The 14,047-nt window shown below is 67.9% G+C and carries 13 protein-coding genes; 5 read left to right on the forward strand and 8 right to left on the reverse strand.

Annotated elements, in window-relative coordinates:
* Positions 1-24: 24 nt before the first annotated feature.
* Together FHS55_RS08895 and FHS55_RS08900 are read right to left on the reverse strand one after the other, a co-directional pair.
* The gene (locus FHS55_RS08895) at positions 25-1,107 is read right to left on the reverse strand and encodes an LLM class flavin-dependent oxidoreductase (RefSeq protein ID WP_183189380.1); all 1,083 of its coding nucleotides are present in this window, start codon (positions 1,105-1,107) and stop codon (positions 25-27) included.
* A 35-nt stretch (positions 1,108-1,142) separates the two neighbouring features.
* On the reverse strand, positions 1,143-1,874 hold the full coding sequence (locus tag FHS55_RS08900) for an SDR family NAD(P)-dependent oxidoreductase (RefSeq protein WP_183189381.1): 732 nt from the start codon (positions 1,872-1,874) through the stop codon (positions 1,143-1,145).
* Between the two features lie 336 nt (positions 1,875-2,210).
* Here FHS55_RS08900 and FHS55_RS08905 point away from each other — a divergent pair, with 336 nt between their 5' ends.
* The 3 genes from FHS55_RS08905 (at position 2,211) to FHS55_RS08915 (ending at position 5,135) form a co-directional block, all read left to right on the forward strand.
* On the forward strand, positions 2,211-3,284 hold the full coding sequence (locus tag FHS55_RS08905; protein ID WP_183189382.1) for an LLM class flavin-dependent oxidoreductase: 1,074 nt from the start codon (positions 2,211-2,213) through the stop codon (positions 3,282-3,284).
* 1 nt (position 3,285) lies between these two features.
* The gene (gene gcvA, locus FHS55_RS08910; protein WP_246339998.1) at positions 3,286-4,278 is read left to right on the forward strand and encodes a transcriptional regulator GcvA; all 993 of its coding nucleotides are present in this window, start codon (positions 3,286-3,288) and stop codon (positions 4,276-4,278) included.
* Between the two features lie 71 nt (positions 4,279-4,349).
* Positions 4,350-5,135 (forward strand): NAD(P)-binding domain-containing protein, encoded by a 786-nt coding sequence (locus FHS55_RS08915; RefSeq protein ID WP_183189384.1) that lies wholly within the window; start codon positions 4,350-4,352, stop codon positions 5,133-5,135.
* A 35-nt stretch (positions 5,136-5,170) separates the two neighbouring features.
* Here the strand turns inward: FHS55_RS08915 and FHS55_RS08920 are convergent, their stop codons facing one another.
* From FHS55_RS08920 to FHS55_RS08945, 6 genes are all read right to left on the reverse strand, one after another.
* Complete coding sequence (locus FHS55_RS08920; protein WP_183189385.1) at positions 5,171-6,106, reverse strand: acetamidase/formamidase family protein; 936 nt, start codon at positions 6,104-6,106, stop codon at positions 5,171-5,173.
* A gap of 32 nt (positions 6,107-6,138) precedes the next feature.
* Positions 6,139-6,831, reverse strand: a complete 693-nt coding sequence (urtE, locus tag FHS55_RS08925; RefSeq protein ID WP_183189386.1) for an urea ABC transporter ATP-binding subunit UrtE — start codon at positions 6,829-6,831, stop codon at positions 6,139-6,141.
* A gap of 2 nt (positions 6,832-6,833) precedes the next feature.
* Positions 6,834-7,562 carry an urea ABC transporter ATP-binding protein UrtD gene (urtD, locus tag FHS55_RS08930; protein WP_183189387.1) on the reverse strand — a complete coding sequence of 243 codons (729 nt, stop codon included), beginning with the start codon at positions 7,560-7,562 and terminating at the stop codon, positions 6,834-6,836.
* Positions 7,559-8,671 carry an urea ABC transporter permease subunit UrtC gene (urtC, locus tag FHS55_RS08935; protein WP_183189388.1) on the reverse strand — a complete coding sequence of 371 codons (1,113 nt, stop codon included), beginning with the start codon at positions 8,669-8,671 and terminating at the stop codon, positions 7,559-7,561. Before urtC ends, urtD begins: the two co-directional genes overlap by 4 nt.
* Positions 8,668-10,284: an urea ABC transporter permease subunit UrtB gene (gene urtB / locus FHS55_RS08940; RefSeq protein ID WP_183189389.1), complete on the reverse strand. Its 1,617-nt coding sequence runs from the start codon at positions 10,282-10,284 to the stop codon at positions 8,668-8,670. Before urtB ends, urtC begins: the two co-directional genes overlap by 4 nt.
* A gap of 80 nt (positions 10,285-10,364) precedes the next feature.
* Complete coding sequence (locus FHS55_RS08945; protein WP_183189390.1) at positions 10,365-11,618, reverse strand: substrate-binding domain-containing protein; 1,254 nt, start codon at positions 11,616-11,618, stop codon at positions 10,365-10,367.
* Positions 11,619-11,999: 381 nt separating this feature from the next.
* On the opposite strand from FHS55_RS08945, the gene FHS55_RS08950 reads away from it, so the two are divergent.
* Both FHS55_RS08950 and FHS55_RS08955 read left to right on the forward strand, forming a co-directional pair.
* Positions 12,000-12,383 carry a transposase gene (locus tag FHS55_RS08950; RefSeq protein ID WP_183189391.1) on the forward strand — a complete coding sequence of 128 codons (384 nt, stop codon included), beginning with the start codon at positions 12,000-12,002 and terminating at the stop codon, positions 12,381-12,383.
* Between the two features lie 141 nt (positions 12,384-12,524).
* Positions 12,525-13,982, forward strand: a complete 1,458-nt coding sequence (locus tag FHS55_RS08955; protein ID WP_183189392.1) for an amidase — start codon at positions 12,525-12,527, stop codon at positions 13,980-13,982.
* The last annotated feature ends 65 nt before the right edge of the window (positions 13,983-14,047 follow it).

Below are 14,047 nucleotides of genomic sequence, written 5' to 3' on the forward strand. Positions count from 1 at the left end.
AGCGGTTCCGGAGTGAATGGCCGGTCACTCGGCCGCGACCGGGACAGGCTTTCCGATGGCCGACAGCGGGCCTACCTCGCGCTCGACGAGGGGCAGCACCTCGGCGCCGAAGCGCTCCAGCGCGCGCCGCGCGCGGGCCACCGGCATGTCGCCGAACTGGAAGAAGCAGTTATAGTGCTGCGGGTTGAGCCGGCGGATTTCCGAGACCAGCCGCTCGGCCACATGATGCGGATCGCCGATCAGCAGGTTGTCGCGGAAGGTCTCCAGCGGCGGCTCGTCGGGAATGGGGGCCGCTTCCACGAAGGAGCCGTTCAGCGTCAGCACGTTGCTGCGCAGGCCGTGCACCATGCGCCCGACATAGCGCGCGCGCTCGGCCGCCTCCAGCGCTTCGCTCGCGCTGTCGGTGACGTGGATATATTGCTGCAGCGCCACCGGCATGGTCGGGCCGTCCAGCCCGCCCTGCACCCAGGAGGCGCGCACCTGCTCGGCAATGCCGAACAGCGCCTCCGAGCCGCGCCAGCCGGCCGTGATGAAGGGCACGCCGCCCCATTTCGACAGCGCCTTGAGGATCGGCGGGTGCGGCGAGGTGCAATAGACCGGCGGCATGGGCTGCTGCACCGGGCGCACGGTGATGGCGGTCTCGGGCACGGTGATATGCTTGCCCTCGAACGCGACGCGGCCCTCCGCCAGCACCTGCTCGACCACCGACCAGTATTCGAGGAAGATCTCGGTCTTCTTGGCGACCTCGGCGCCGTAGCGCTCGAATTCATAGGCCTGGTAGCCGGTGCCGACGCCGAGCACCGCCCGCCCGCCGCTGATCTGGTCGAGCAGGCCGATCTCCTGCGCCACCCGCAGCGGATGATAGAGCGGTAGCACCACCACGCCGGCCCCGAGCCGGATGCGGCTGGTGTGGCCGGCCATGTGCGCCGCCACCATCAGGGGCGACACGCTGACGGAATAATTGGTGAAGTGATGCTCGGCGAACCAGGCGATCTCGAAGCCGATATCCTCGGCGAGCGTCACCATGCTGCGCGTATCGTCGATGACGCCCGCGACCCCGCCGGGATTATCGCGCAGGCCCATCAGGTTGAATATGCCGAAGTGCATGTTCGTACTCTTGTTCTCAAATAAAGGGCGAAAGATCAGGCGATGAAGTAACCGCCGCTGATCGCGACCGTCTCGCCGACCATGTATCTGTTCTTTTCCGAGACCAGGAAGATCACCACGTCGGCGACATCTTCCGGCTCCGCGGCGCGGCCCAGCGCGGTCTGCGCCGCCAGTTCCGGCAGGAAGCCGGCGGCGCGCGCCTTCTCGGTGGCGATGCCGGCCGGCGCCACGCCGTTGATGAGGATGTTGTCGGGCGCCACGGCCAGCGCCATGCTCTTGGTGAGGCTGACCACCGCCGCCTTCATCGCCGCGTAATGCGCGTTCTTCGGGTGCGCCTTCAGCGCGTCGATCGAGGCGATGTTGACGATGCGCCCGCCGCCCTGCGCCTGCATGTGGGTGATGGCGGCCACCGAGACATTGTAGAGCCCGCGCACATTCACCGCGAAGCTGAAGTCCCAGTCGGCGTCGGTGATCTCGAGGATCGGCCGGCGCGGATACACCCCGGCGCAGTTGATCAGGCCGTGCACGCGCCCGGCCGTCGCGATCGCGCTGTCCACCAGCGCCTTCGCGCTGTCGCGGGTGGTGATGTCGCCGATCACCGAGAAGGCCTTCCCGCCCTTGGCCGTGATTTCGTCGACCACGACCTGCGCGGATTCGGCGTTGATCTCGAGGATGGCCACCTGCGCGCCGGCATCGGCGAGGCCCAGACAGATGGCGCGGCCCAGGCCGCTGCCCCCACCGGTGACGATAATGGTTTGACCCTGCATGGAGGCTCCGATGTCTGGAAAGGTGGCATCGCCGCTTGAGGCATGACGACGTTCTTGTGACGGAGTGTTCCCGACCGGGGGCACCGATCACAAACGATGAATTCTCATGGAACGATAAGGAAAGACGCCGCCGGCCCGGGCCGCCAAGTCCGGCTTGGCCAAGCATAAGAACAGCTAATTTGCCGGGCGCCGGAGCTGTTCCTATGCTTTGAGATAACGAGCGCCATGCCTTGAGATGACGGGCATGCGAGCCACATGACAAGCCTGCGACGGATAGCGGGACAGGCGGCGGAAGGCGCGTGTCCGCATCGGCATCCGTGGCAATGGGGGAACGCCATGACCAAACTCGGCCTCTTCAACCTCATGGGCCTGTATGACCGAAATACCTCCCCCGCCTCGGTGCTGCGCACGACGGTCGACACGGTGAAGATGGCGGAGGATTTCGGCTTCGATGTCGCGTGGTTTGCCGAGCACCACTTCACCAATCACTCGATCTGCCCGTCATCCCTCGTGATGGTGGCCCATTGCGCGGCGGAGACGACGCATATCCGCCTTGGCCCCGCCGTTCTGGCGCTGCCCTTCTACGAGCCGCTGCGGCTGGTGCAGGAGGCCGCCTTCGCCGACCTGCTGACGCGTGGCCGGCTGATCCTCGGGCTGGGCTGTGGCTATCAGCCCTATGAGTTCGACCGCTTCCGCGTCGATCCGAACTATCGCTACCAGAAGATGCTGGAGACCTGGGACATATTGGAACAGGGGCTGACCAGCGGCGTGGTCGAGTATGCGGGCCAGTTCCACCGCATCCCGCGCACCGAGTTGTCGATGCGCCCGTTCGGGCTGGCCATGCCGGAAGTCTTCGTGGCCAGCAGCCATCCCGAAATCCTCGCCCGCATGGCGACGCGCGGCCACACGCCGTTCATGAGCTTCGGCCATCGCGGGCTGACGGCGGCGCAGGCGTTTCGCGACGTCATCGCCGAGCGCTGGGAGGCGGGCGGGGGCGATGCCGCCCACATGCCGCTGGCGGTGCAGCGCTATGTCTATGTCACCGACAATCCGGACGAAGCCCGCCACGCCGCCCAGTGCGTGCGCGACCTCGCCCGCGCCGCCGTGCCGCTCTCCACCGCGCAGCCCAGCAAGGATGGCCCGTTCCTGCGGCTCATGCCGCTCAATGACGAGCCGCCGCTCGACAATTTCCTCGACAACGCGGTGATCGGCTCGGCAAGCTACTGCGCCGACAAGCTGGCCGAGGAACTCGACAGCCTTCGCCCGACGCATCTGTCCTGTTTCATGGGTTTCGCCGGCATCGGCCGCCGCGAGACTCTGGCCTCGCTGGAGCGCTTCGGCTGCGATGTGATTCCTCAGCTCGACGGCCTCGTCGAACTGAGGGACATGGGCCTGCAGGATGCCGCATGAGATGACGAAGCCCCCGGACGAGCCCCTCCTGAGTGACGCCGCGGCCCTGGTGTCCGAGGCCGTCGCGCCGCGTGTTGCCCCGTCCGATCCGCGTCCCCTCCGCCGGGCCGCCCGGCTGCCGCCGCTCAATCTTTTCCGGGTGTTCGACGCCGCCGCGCGCAATGGCAATTTCACCACCGCCGCCGAGGAACTCTGCGTCACGCAATCGGCGGTGAGCCAGCAGATCCGCCAGCTGGAGGAGTTGCTGGAAGTGCGCCTGTTCCGGCGCATGCCGCGCCGGGTGGAGCTGACGCGCGAGGGCACCGCGCTCGCCAGCGCGGTGGGCGAATCCATGGCGCTGCTGGTGCGCGCCTGCGAGCGCATCGCCGACCCCAAGGCGCCGGTCGTGCTGTGCGTCAACGCGCCTCCCGCCATCGCCTCGCGCTGGCTGGTGTCGCGGCTGAAGCGCTTCATGCAGTTGCACCCGCAATTCAAGGTTACGCTGCTCGCCTCCAACGATCCCGTCGATTTCGACCGTCAGGACATCGATGTCGCCATCCGCTGGGGCCATGGCGACTGGCCCAATGCGCGCATCGAACTGCTGGCGCCCGACCGGCTGTTCCCGGTGTGCAGCCCGGCGCTGCTGCGCGAGGGGCCCCCGCTGCTGGTGCCGAGCGACATCATCCGCCACACGCTGCTGCAAGTGGTGAATGGCAGTTTCTGGGGCGCGTGGTTCGGCGCTGCCGGGGCGGGCGGCCTCGCCTTCGACGAGACGCTCTATTTCAACGATGCCGGCCTCATGCTCGATGCCGCCGTGCAGGGGCAGGGCGTGGCGCTGGCCAGCCGGCTGCTGGCGGAGAGCGACCTCAAGGCCGGGCGGCTGGTGCGGCCGTTCGATCTGGAGATCGAAACCGGCGCCGGCTTCCATGTGCTGACCAGCCCGGATTTCTCGGAGAAGCCGGCCGTGGCCGAATTCCGCCGCTGGATCGGCTTCGAGGGACGCGAAAGCGCCTGACGCAGGCTCGCCTCCCGCACGCATCTCACCCCCCCTATCCCCTCCGTTCAGCCCTCATCAGGAGCATGGTCATGTTGCGTCTCGGTTTCGTCGGTACGGGTACGCTGGTCAGCGCGGTGATCGACGGCCTTCAGGCGACCCATGGCGACCGCTGCACCATTCTGGTCTCGCCGCGTTCGCAGGAGACCTCGCAGGCGCTCGCCGCGCGCTACGCCAATGTCACGCGCGCGCCAAGCAGCGCGGCGGTGGTGGAGGGCAGCGACGTGGTGTTCCTCGGCATGCGCCCCAACCAGTTGGACGAGGCCACAGCCGGACTTCCCTTCCGCCCCGACCAGACGGTCGTCAGCTTCCTCGCCGGCGTGCCCCATGCGCGGGTGAGCGAGACGGTGCGGCCGGCGGGCCATGTGGTACGGGTCAACCCGCTGCCGCCGATCCGCCTGCGCAAGGGGCCGGTGGTCATCTATCCCGCCAACCCGATCGTCGAGGATCTGTTCGGCGGCCTCGGCGACCTCATCGTGGCGAGCAAGGAGAGCGACCTCGCGGCCATCGCGCATGGCAGCGCGATGATGTCCTCGCATTACGCGCTGCAGAACGCCATCATCGACTGGCTGGTGTCGCGCGAGATGGCGCCCGACACCGCGACGCATTATGTGCGCTCCATGTTCAGCGGCCTCGCCGCCGTCGGGCTCGATGCCTTCGCCAAGGGCGAGGCGGTCGATCCCGCCCATCACGAGACGAAGGGCGGGCTGAACGAGCGCGGGCGGCGCTATCTCACCGAAATCGGCTGGTTCGACGAGGTCGGCCGGGCGCTGGACGTGATCGAGGCCCACGTGCTCACCGCACGCCCGAAGAGCTGAGGTCATCCGCGCCTCGGGCTTACCGCGGCGGGCGCTCAGAGAAGCGACTTGCGCAGCATCATGTGCACGCCTTTGTTGCCGTCCACCATCTGCGTCACGCGCAGGTTGCCCGCCAGCGAGCACAGCATGTAGGCCTGGTTGCGCGAGAGGTTGGTGCGCTCGCATACATGCTTCACCATTTCGCGTGTTGCCTGCTTGGCGGCATCGTCGAGATCCTCGTCGAGGCCGATGGAGATCAGGTGCGTCGCGCTCTCGGCGAACGGCCAGGCGAGGTCCATGTCCTTGCGGACCGTCAGGCGGAACGTGCCAGTGACGCCGGTTTCCAGCGCGGTGATGCAGACCTCGCCGTCGCCCTGCACGCCGTGGCCATCGCCGGCGAAGAACAGCGCGCCCTCGTTGAACACCGGCAGGTACAGCGTGGTGCCGGCGCGCAGCTCCTTGTTGTCCATGTTGCCGCCGAAGGCACGCGGCACCGGCGAGCCGCAGCGGCCCCAGGCCGGGGGCGGGGCGGTGGCGATGATGCCGAAGAACGGGTCCAGCGGAATCTCCGTGCCCCACGGCATCACGCAGACATTCTTCGCGTGGTCGACCACGGGGTGGATGGTCTCGTAATCGGTGAACTCGTCGGGCAGCGTGCCGAGCAGTGGCAGGATGGAGACGAAGCCCCAGTCCTGTCGCACCTTCACGTCGAGAATGTCGACCTGCAGCACGTCGCCGGGCTTGGCGCCGGCCACATGGACTGGCCCGGTGATGAAGTGGGGGCCCGCACCCTGCGGCATCGTGTCGAGCGCCAGCTGGTAGTCTGCCGGCACCGGCAGCGTGTCGGGCAGCGTCTCCTTGCCGCCGGCGGGGAAGGAATGCAGCGTCACCACATCGCCCGAGGCGACTTCGAGGACGGGCGGGGTCGAGCTGTCGAGATAGCCCCAGACCATGTTTTCCGGTGTGGCGGGGATTTCAAAGCGGCGCGACATGCTGAACTCCTGATGCTGGCGCGGGTACGAAATCAGACGGCGATGAAACGGGTGAGATGTTCCCGGCTCATCGCTTCGGCGCGGCCGGTCTCGACGATCGAGCCACGCGAGAGAATGACGAAGGCGTCGGCGGTGTCGATGGCAAAATCGAGATACTGCTCCACCAGCAGGATCGACAGCCGGCCCTTGAGCATGCGCAGCACCTCGCCGATCAGCGCCACGATATTGGGCTGGATGCCCTCGGTCGGCTCGTCGAGGATAAGCAGGCGCGGCTGCGTGACCAGCGCGCGGGCGATGGCGAGTTGCTGCTGCTGGCCGCCCGAGAGCGCTCCGCCCGAGCGTTTCCACATTTCGCGCAACACGGGAAACAGGCTTACCGTCTCATCCGTCGCCGCGGTGCCGTAGGTGCCGTGGGCGCGGGCCGCGGCCTCGATATTCTCGCCCACCGTCAACTCGGCGAAGATCTCCCGCCCCTGCGGTACATAGGCGAGACCGGCCCGCGAACGGCGGTTCGGCGACCAGCCGGTGGCGTCGGTCTCATCGAGCAGGATCCGGCCCGCGCTCGGCGCGAGCAGGCCCATGATGCATTTGAGCAGGGTGGACTTCCCGGCGCCGTTGCGGCCGAGCACCGCCAGGCACTCGCCGGGCGCAATCTCGAAGCCGACATGGCGCAGAACCTGCGCCGAACCGTAATACTGGTCGAGATCCTCGACACGAAACCGCATGATCAGCGCCCCAGATAGACCTCGACGACCGCCTTGTCGGCCCGGACCTTGTCCATGGAGCCCTCGAACAGTGTACGGCCCTCGTGCAGCACGGTGACGCGGTCGGCGATGCGTTCGACGAAATCCATGTCGTGCTCGACCACGACGATGGCGCGGTCGGGGCGCACCAGCGCGCGCACGAGGCGGGCGGTGCGCTCGGTTTCCTCATCGGTCAGCCCCGCCACCGGCTCGTCCAGCATCAGCACGCGGGGATCGGACGCCAGCACCATGCCGATCTCCAGCCACTGCTTGTGCCCATGGCCGAGCTCCCCGGCCAGCCGCTCGCCCTGCTCGGTGAGGCCTACGGTCTCCAGTACCTCACTGATGCGGTCTTCCAACGCGGGTGCGTCGAGCCTGGAGCGGAAGCCGACATCGGCGCCGATGGCGATGTGCTGACGCACGGTGAGACCCTCGAACACGCTCGGCTTCTGGAACTTGCGGCGCAGACCGGCGCGGGCAATGGCGGATTCGCTCCAGCGGGTGATGTCGTGGGCGCCGTCGAACAGCACGCGCCCCTGCTTCGGCCGGGTAATGCCCGAAATTACGTCGAGCAGCGTGGTCTTGCCGGCACCGTTCGGGCCGATCACCGCGCGCACCTCGCCATAATCGATGGCGAGCGACAGGTCGTCGATGGCGCGGAAACTGCCGAAACGGACGGTGAGCCCATCGACCAGCAGGGCGGTGAGGCTCATGACCGGGCCTCCCCGATCCCGCGCGCCATACGCTTGGTCTCCATGCGCTTGGGCCCCATCGGGCGGGCCAGCCGGAACTTCGCGAGGTCCATCAGCCCGTTGGGGAATACCAGCACGACGAGGACGATGAGGCCGGAAAGAATGAAGGGCCACACGTCCGGCGCGGCGGAGGAGAGCCAGAATTTGAGGGCATTCACCAGCAGCGCGCCGATGACCGCGCCGACCAGATGGCCGCGCCCTCCAATGGCGACCCATACCGCGATTTCCAGCGACAGTTCGGGCGAGAGCACGCGCGGGTTGATGATGCCGACCTGCGGCACGTAGAGCATGCCGGCCAGCATGGCGAGGAGCGCGGAGAGGCACCACACGATGAGCTTCAGCCGCAGCGTCTCGTAGCCGAGCGTGCGCAGGCGGGTCTCGTCGTCGCGCGTCGCCAGCATCAGCGCGCCGAAGCGGCTGCCGACCAGCCAGCGGCACCCCACCAGCACCAGCGCGAGCGTCACCAGCGAGGCGACCGCCAGCGCGGTGATCATGCCGCTCGTTCCCATCGGCCAGCCGAGGATGACGGAAAACCCGGTCATGCCGTTATTGCCGCCGAAGCCGGTGTCGTTTCGGAACATCAGCAGCATGGCGACATAGACCAGCGCCTGGGTGATGATGGCGAAATACACGCCGCCCACACGCGAGCGGAACGAGACATAGCCGAACACGCCGGAGATCAGCAGCGTGACCGCCACCGCGACGCCAAACGCATAGGGAAAGAACTCGAACCCCGCCCAGTAGAACGGAAATTCCTTCCAGCCCATGAACTGGAGGAAATCCGGCACCGTGCCCGTGACCACGAAGGAGTGCTTGAGCAGGTACATGGCGACGACATAGCCGCCAATGGCGAAGAACAGCCCGTGGCCGAGCGAGAGGATGCCGAGATAGCCCCAGATCAGGTCGAGCGAGAGGGCGAGCACGGCGAAGGCGGCCAGCTGGCCGATGGCGTTGGTGAGGTAGCGCGACGGCGCCAGCCCCGTGCCGGACAGTAGCGGCATCGCCACCGAAAGCATCACGAGCAGCGCGACGAGAAGGAGGAAGGGGCGGTCTCGGGTGATGGGCGTCATTTGCGGCGGCCCTTCACGGCGAACAGGCCCTCGGGCCGCCATTGCAGGAAGGCGATGATCATCAGCAGCACGATGACCTTCGCGGCCACGGCGCCCCAGAGCGGCTCGATCAGCACGTTGATCTGGCCGATGCCCAAGGCCGCGACCACGGTGCCCGCGATGGTGCCGACACCGCCGAGCACCACCACCATGAAACTGTCGATGATGAAGTTCTGCCCCATTTGCGGGTTCACGCTGTAGATCGGCGAGAGCGCGAGGCCGGCGAGGCCGGCAAGTCCGGAGCCGAGCCCGAAGGCCATCCTGTCGACGCTGCGGGTGGGAATGCCGATGCAGGCGGCCATATCGCGGTTCTGCGTCACGGCGCGGATGTTGAGCCCGAGCGGGGTCTTGCGCACGATCGCCCAGGTCAGCGCCAGCGTGACCACCGCGAAGGCAATCGCGAACATGCGGTTCCAGGTGAAGATGAAGTCGCCGATGACCGGCACGCCGCCGGAAACGTAGAACGGCGTCTCGAATTGCATGTTCTGCGTGCCGAACACCACTCGCACCAGATTGACCAGGAACAGGCTCACCGCCCAGGTGGCCAGCAGGCTCATCAGCGGGCGCTTGTAGAGATGGCGCAGCAGCAGCGCTTCAAGCGCGATGCCGATCGCCGCCGTCACCACGAAGGCGACGGGGATGGCGAGGATCAGATACCAGTCGAGCAGGGCCGGGGCGACGGCGCGCAGGCCCTGCTGCACCATCCAGGTGACATAGGCGCCGATCATGATCAGCTCGCCCTGCGCCAGATTGATCACCCCCATCAGCCCGAAGATGATGGCGAGGCCGATCGCCGCCATGAACAGGATGGAGGCGAAGCTCAGTCCGTTATAGAGGGCGGCCAGCACGTCCCCGATGGCGATGCCGCGCTCGATGCGTCGCGTGGCGGCGTCAATGGCGGCGCGGAAGTCGGCATTCGTCGCATAGGCGGGGTCGCGGGTCAGTTCGGCCATCTGCGCCAGCGCCCGGCGGCTGGGATTCTCCGCGATGCGGCCGATGGCGCGCAGGCGGGCTGTCGGGTCGGAGGCGTTGAGAGCCGCCGTCTGCGCCAGCCCCTCGATCTGCGCCTTGAGGGCGGGATCGCTCTCGCGCGCGGCCGCGGCGTCCAGCAGGCCTTCCGGGATGGTGGCGGGGCGGCGCTCCAGCATCCTGAGCGCGGCCGCGCGCGCGCCGGCATCCGGCGTGCTGCGCAGGGCGAGGGCGGCGTCGGCCTGCTCGAACACGGCGCGGTTCTTCAGGCTCAGCACGGGCGCGCGGGCGTCGGGGGCGGGCTCGCGCACCACGCGGGAGACGGCATCGAGGCGGCCATTGCCCAGCACGGCGCCCGCGGCGTCGCAAGCGAGCGTCTTCTCGATCAGCGCACGCGGCAGCGCCAATGCCCAGGCGCGGTCCTCGTCGCTGCCAGTCGCCGCCGTGGCGGTGAGCGCGGCGGCGGCCTCGAACATCTGTCCGGCATTGCCGCACAGGCCGGCGACGACGGCCGCGCGGTCAAGCGCCGCCGCCGCGCCGGGTGTGGCCAGCACGGCGGAAACGAGAAGCCCGGCGAGGAAGGTCGGCAGGTGCCTGAATGTCATCAGCGGGATCACGACGGCCGCCCGGCGGGACGGCCGTCACTCATGCGAGAACGCGGGTGGAGCGGGGACGGCGCGGGCGATCAGCCGTAGGGGCTGAACGGCACCGGCTTGGGCGTGTCCTTGGACTGCCACAGGATGTCGAAGCCCTGCTTGTCGTTCACCGAGCCGATGAACACGCCGCGGGACACGTAATTGTTCTCGCCGGTCATGGCGATCTTGTAGCCCGACGGGCAATCGAAGGTGAGGCCGGCAAAGGCCTTGGAGACTTCCGGCACCTCGAACGAGCCCGCCTTCTGCGCCGCCATCGCCCAGAGGTGCACGGAATCATAGGCCGACACCATCGGGTCGATCGAGACGTCACCCTTGAAGGGCACGTTCTTCGCGGTCACGTAGCCGGCCCAGTTCTTCAGGAAGGTCTCGTTCGCCGGCCCCTTGGCGTTTTGCAGATAGGCCCAGCAATTGAGGTGGCCGACCAGCTTCGAGGTGTCGAGGCCTTCGAGATCGGCCTCCACCATGTCGAGGCCGAGCACCGGGATATCGGTGGCGAGAATGCCCTGGTTGGCGAATTCGCGCATGAAATCCGGGATCGAGTTACCCACCACGGTGAGCACCACCACCGGCTGCCCGCCACCCTGGTCGGCGAAGGCGCGGATCTGGTTCACCAGCGTCTGGAAATTGGAGAAGCCGAAGGGGACATATTCCTCCTTCCACGCGCTTTCGGGGATGCCCTTGGACTTCCAGTAGCCCTTGAGCTGCTTGTTGATGGTGCGCGGCCACACATAATCCGAACCGAGCATGAAGAAGCGCTTGGCCGAGACGCCTTCCTCGCTCATGAGGTAGTCCACGGCGGGCAGCACGGAGCTGGCTGGCGGCGAGTTCACGTAGACGACGTTCTTGGAGTTCTCGTCACCCTCGAAATGCAGGGGGTAATAGAGCAGGCCCTTCTCCTGCTCGACCACCGGCAGCACCGTCTTGCGCGAGACCGAGGTCCAGCAGCCGAACAGCGCCGATACCTTCTCCTGCTGCAGCATCTGCTTCGCGGTCTGGGCGTAGAGCGGCCAGTCGGAGGCGGGGTCGGAGACCAGCACGTCGATGGTGCGCCCGTTGACGCCGCCCTTCGCGTTGATCTCGTCGGCTGCCATCTTCACCACATAGTTCAGCCGGCCCTCGAGATTGGCCATGGTGCCGGAGGACGAGAACAGGCAGCCGAGCTTCACGGGGCCGGACTGCGCCTGCGCGCTGCGCAGCAGGGCGGGCATGCCGATGGGGGAGGCCAGACCGGCGGCGGCAACACCGCTCGCCTGTAGGAAGGAACGCCGCGTGAACTTGACCATGGCCGACACCTCAAGGTTCCAGGATGTCGCGAATTCTGTTGAGCGCGGGCTCGCGCGCAACTTCATATAATGCACAGCGCTGCCCAAACCCGCGCCAACCCGCCGGCCGGTCCGCGCTTTCTGGCACTATTGTCATATGCCCCGGCCAGCCCGGCCTCGCCGTGCCGCTCGCCCCCGCGCCGAGGCCGGGCGGCAAGAATCGGCATTCACGCGCGGGCCTGATGGGCTATAGTGCTGCCCACAATAAACGCATGCCTAGACGATGTGCGGCTGGCGGCCGCCGCGCGTTACGGGTCCGTGAGATAAGCCCAGGGGGAATGGCTCCTGCCCCACGGGAATGGACCGTCATCCGATCCGTCAACACATGCTGAGGACGATCCGATGCGACGTTCGCAATTCACCGACAACGAGATCATCCAGCTCATCCGCGAAGCCGATGCCGGTGTTCCGGTCGACGAAATCTGCCGCACCGCGCGGGTGTCGCTGCGCACCTTCTATCGCTGGCGCCGGCGCTTCGGCAGCCTGAGCGAGCCCGCCGTGCTGCAGATGAAGGAACTGGAGGCCGAGAATCGCCGGCTCCGCTCGCTGGTGAGCAACCTCTCCGAACGCCTGCACGCGCCTGCCGGCGAAGCGCCGCATCGGCCGGAGCATCCCACGGCTGGAGCGGCTGCCAGCCTTCCGCCCGGCCGGGCTTCCCTCCTGGCGGCGGAACGCTGCGGCGGCGCGGTGGTCGGGCGGTTCGCCTCGGTCCGCATCACCCGCTGAACGCTCGCGCGTCAGCGCCCGGCTGGCCTGCGAAGCGGCCCTTGGCGGAAAAGACCTCTGGCGGCCATCGGGGAGGCGGTCCAGAAAGGGGCGTCGGCACGCCTCGCGCCGGCGCGTTTTGGTAGTCAGTGGCGGACGTCCATGGATATCAGTGATCTCTACGAATCGAGCGACGCCGTCGCTCTGGCCGAGCATGTGCACAAGGGCGATGTCCGCCCGGGCGAACTGCTGGATGAAGCGCTGCGGCGTGTCGAGGCGCTCAATCCGCGCCTCAACGCCGTGACGCTGCTGCGCGAGGGCGTGGCGCGCCGGCTGATCGAGGAGGGGCTCCCGGAAGGACCGCTCAAGGGCGTGCCGTTCCTGCTGAAGGATCTCGGCGCCGAGGCCATCGACTTCCCGTCCAATAACGGCTCGAAACTGTTCGCCGACACGCATTACGGGCAGGATTCCTCGATCTATGCCCGGCTGCGGTCTGCCGGCCTCGTCACCTTCGGCCGCACCACCTCGCCGGAAGGCGGCGTCGGCCCCACCACCGAATCGGCGGTCTATGGCGGACCGACCCGCAACCCGTGGAATCTCGACCACACTCCCGGTGGCTCCTCCGGCGGCGCGGCGGCGGCGGTGGCGTCCGGGATCCTGCCCGCCGCGCATGGCTCGGATGGCGGCGGCTCGGTGCGCATCCCCGCCTCCAGCTGCGGGCTGTTCGGCTTCAAGGCCACGCGCGCCCGCACGCCCGATGGCCCCTATGTCGGCGAGGGCTGGGCGGGCATGGCGATCGACGGCTTCCTCACCCGCTCGGTGCGCGATACCGCCATGCTGCTCGACATCACCCAGGGCCCCGATCTCGGCGCGCCCTATGTCGCCCCGCCGCTGGAAGACTCCTACCGGGCGGCGCTGGCGCGGCGCGACAGCCCGCTGCACATCGCCTTCACCACCACCACGCTGACCGGCGAGCCGATTGCCCCCGAATGCCGCGCCGCGGTGGAAGAAGCCGCCCGGCTGCTGGAGAGCCTCGGCCACCGGCTGGAGGAGAAGCGCCCCACCGCCGACACGTCGGGCATGATGGCCGCGTGGACCAAGATCGTCGGCTGCGGCACCGCCCTGTCGGTGGAGAGCGCGGTGCGGCGGCGTGGCCGGCCGCTGGGCGATGACGAGATCGAGAGCGTGGCGCGCACCGCCATCGACTATGCCCGCACGGTGAGCGGGGCGGATTATCTCGAAGCCATCAACAAGGTGCACGCCTATGGCCGGGAGATGGCGGCGTTCTTCCAGCCCTACGACATCCTGCTGACGGCAACGCTGGCCGAGCCGCCGGCGAAGCTGGGGCGGTTCGACCATGTCGGCAAGGACTATGTCGACTACCGGATGGGGCCCGATGGCGTGTTCGCCTATTCGCCGTTCACCGCCGCCTTCAACGCCTCCGGCCAGCCGGCGGCCTCGCTGCCGCTGCACTGGACGGCGGACGGCCTGCCGGTCGGTGTGCACCTCGCCGCCGCGTTCGGGCGCGACGAACTGCTGATCGGGCTGTGCGCGCGCATCGAGGAGGCGGCGCCCTGGGCCGCCCGCCGCCCGCCCGTGAGCGCGTTCCGCAAAAGTTGAAGACTTTTGCGGAACGTACATGCTCAGCCAGAAGGGCACTTTCTCGTCGATCCGGCACATCGCCG

Source organism: Ancylobacter tetraedralis (assembly GCF_014195655.1).
Classification (GTDB): Bacteria; Pseudomonadota; Alphaproteobacteria; order Rhizobiales; family Xanthobacteraceae; genus Ancylobacter; species Ancylobacter tetraedralis.

What these genes read in the sequence shown, in the direction of transcription:
- urtB (WP_183189389.1), bottom strand. Translation starts at nt 10,284, where the DNA reads ATGACATTCAGGCACCTGCCGACCTTCCTCGCCGGGCTTCTCGTTTCC.
- FHS55_RS08900 (WP_183189381.1), bottom strand. Translation starts at nt 1,874, where the DNA reads ATGCAGGGTCAAACCATTATCGTCACCGGTGGGGGCAGCGGCCTGGGC.
- FHS55_RS08955 (WP_183189392.1), top strand. Translation starts at nt 12,525, where the DNA reads ATGGATATCAGTGATCTCTACGAATCGAGCGACGCCGTCGCTCTGGCC.
- FHS55_RS08945 (WP_183189390.1), bottom strand. Translation starts at nt 11,618, where the DNA reads ATGGTCAAGTTCACGCGGCGTTCCTTCCTACAGGCGAGCGGTGTTGCC.
- FHS55_RS08915 (WP_183189384.1), top strand. Translation starts at nt 4,350, where the DNA reads ATGTTGCGTCTCGGTTTCGTCGGTACGGGTACGCTGGTCAGCGCGGTG.
- FHS55_RS08895 (WP_183189380.1), bottom strand. Translation starts at nt 1,107, where the DNA reads ATGCACTTCGGCATATTCAACCTGATGGGCCTGCGCGATAATCCCGGC.
- FHS55_RS08950 (WP_183189391.1), top strand. Translation starts at nt 12,000, where the DNA reads ATGCGACGTTCGCAATTCACCGACAACGAGATCATCCAGCTCATCCGC.
- urtE (WP_183189386.1), bottom strand. Translation starts at nt 6,831, where the DNA reads ATGCGGTTTCGTGTCGAGGATCTCGACCAGTATTACGGTTCGGCGCAG.
- urtC (WP_183189388.1), bottom strand. Translation starts at nt 8,671, where the DNA reads ATGACGCCCATCACCCGAGACCGCCCCTTCCTCCTTCTCGTCGCGCTG.
- FHS55_RS08905 (WP_183189382.1), top strand. Translation starts at nt 2,211, where the DNA reads ATGACCAAACTCGGCCTCTTCAACCTCATGGGCCTGTATGACCGAAAT.
- urtD (WP_183189387.1), bottom strand. Translation starts at nt 7,562, where the DNA reads ATGAGCCTCACCGCCCTGCTGGTCGATGGGCTCACCGTCCGTTTCGGC.
- FHS55_RS08920 (WP_183189385.1), bottom strand. Translation starts at nt 6,106, where the DNA reads ATGTCGCGCCGCTTTGAAATCCCCGCCACACCGGAAAACATGGTCTGG.
- gcvA (WP_246339998.1), top strand. Translation starts at nt 3,286, where the DNA reads ATGACGAAGCCCCCGGACGAGCCCCTCCTGAGTGACGCCGCGGCCCTG.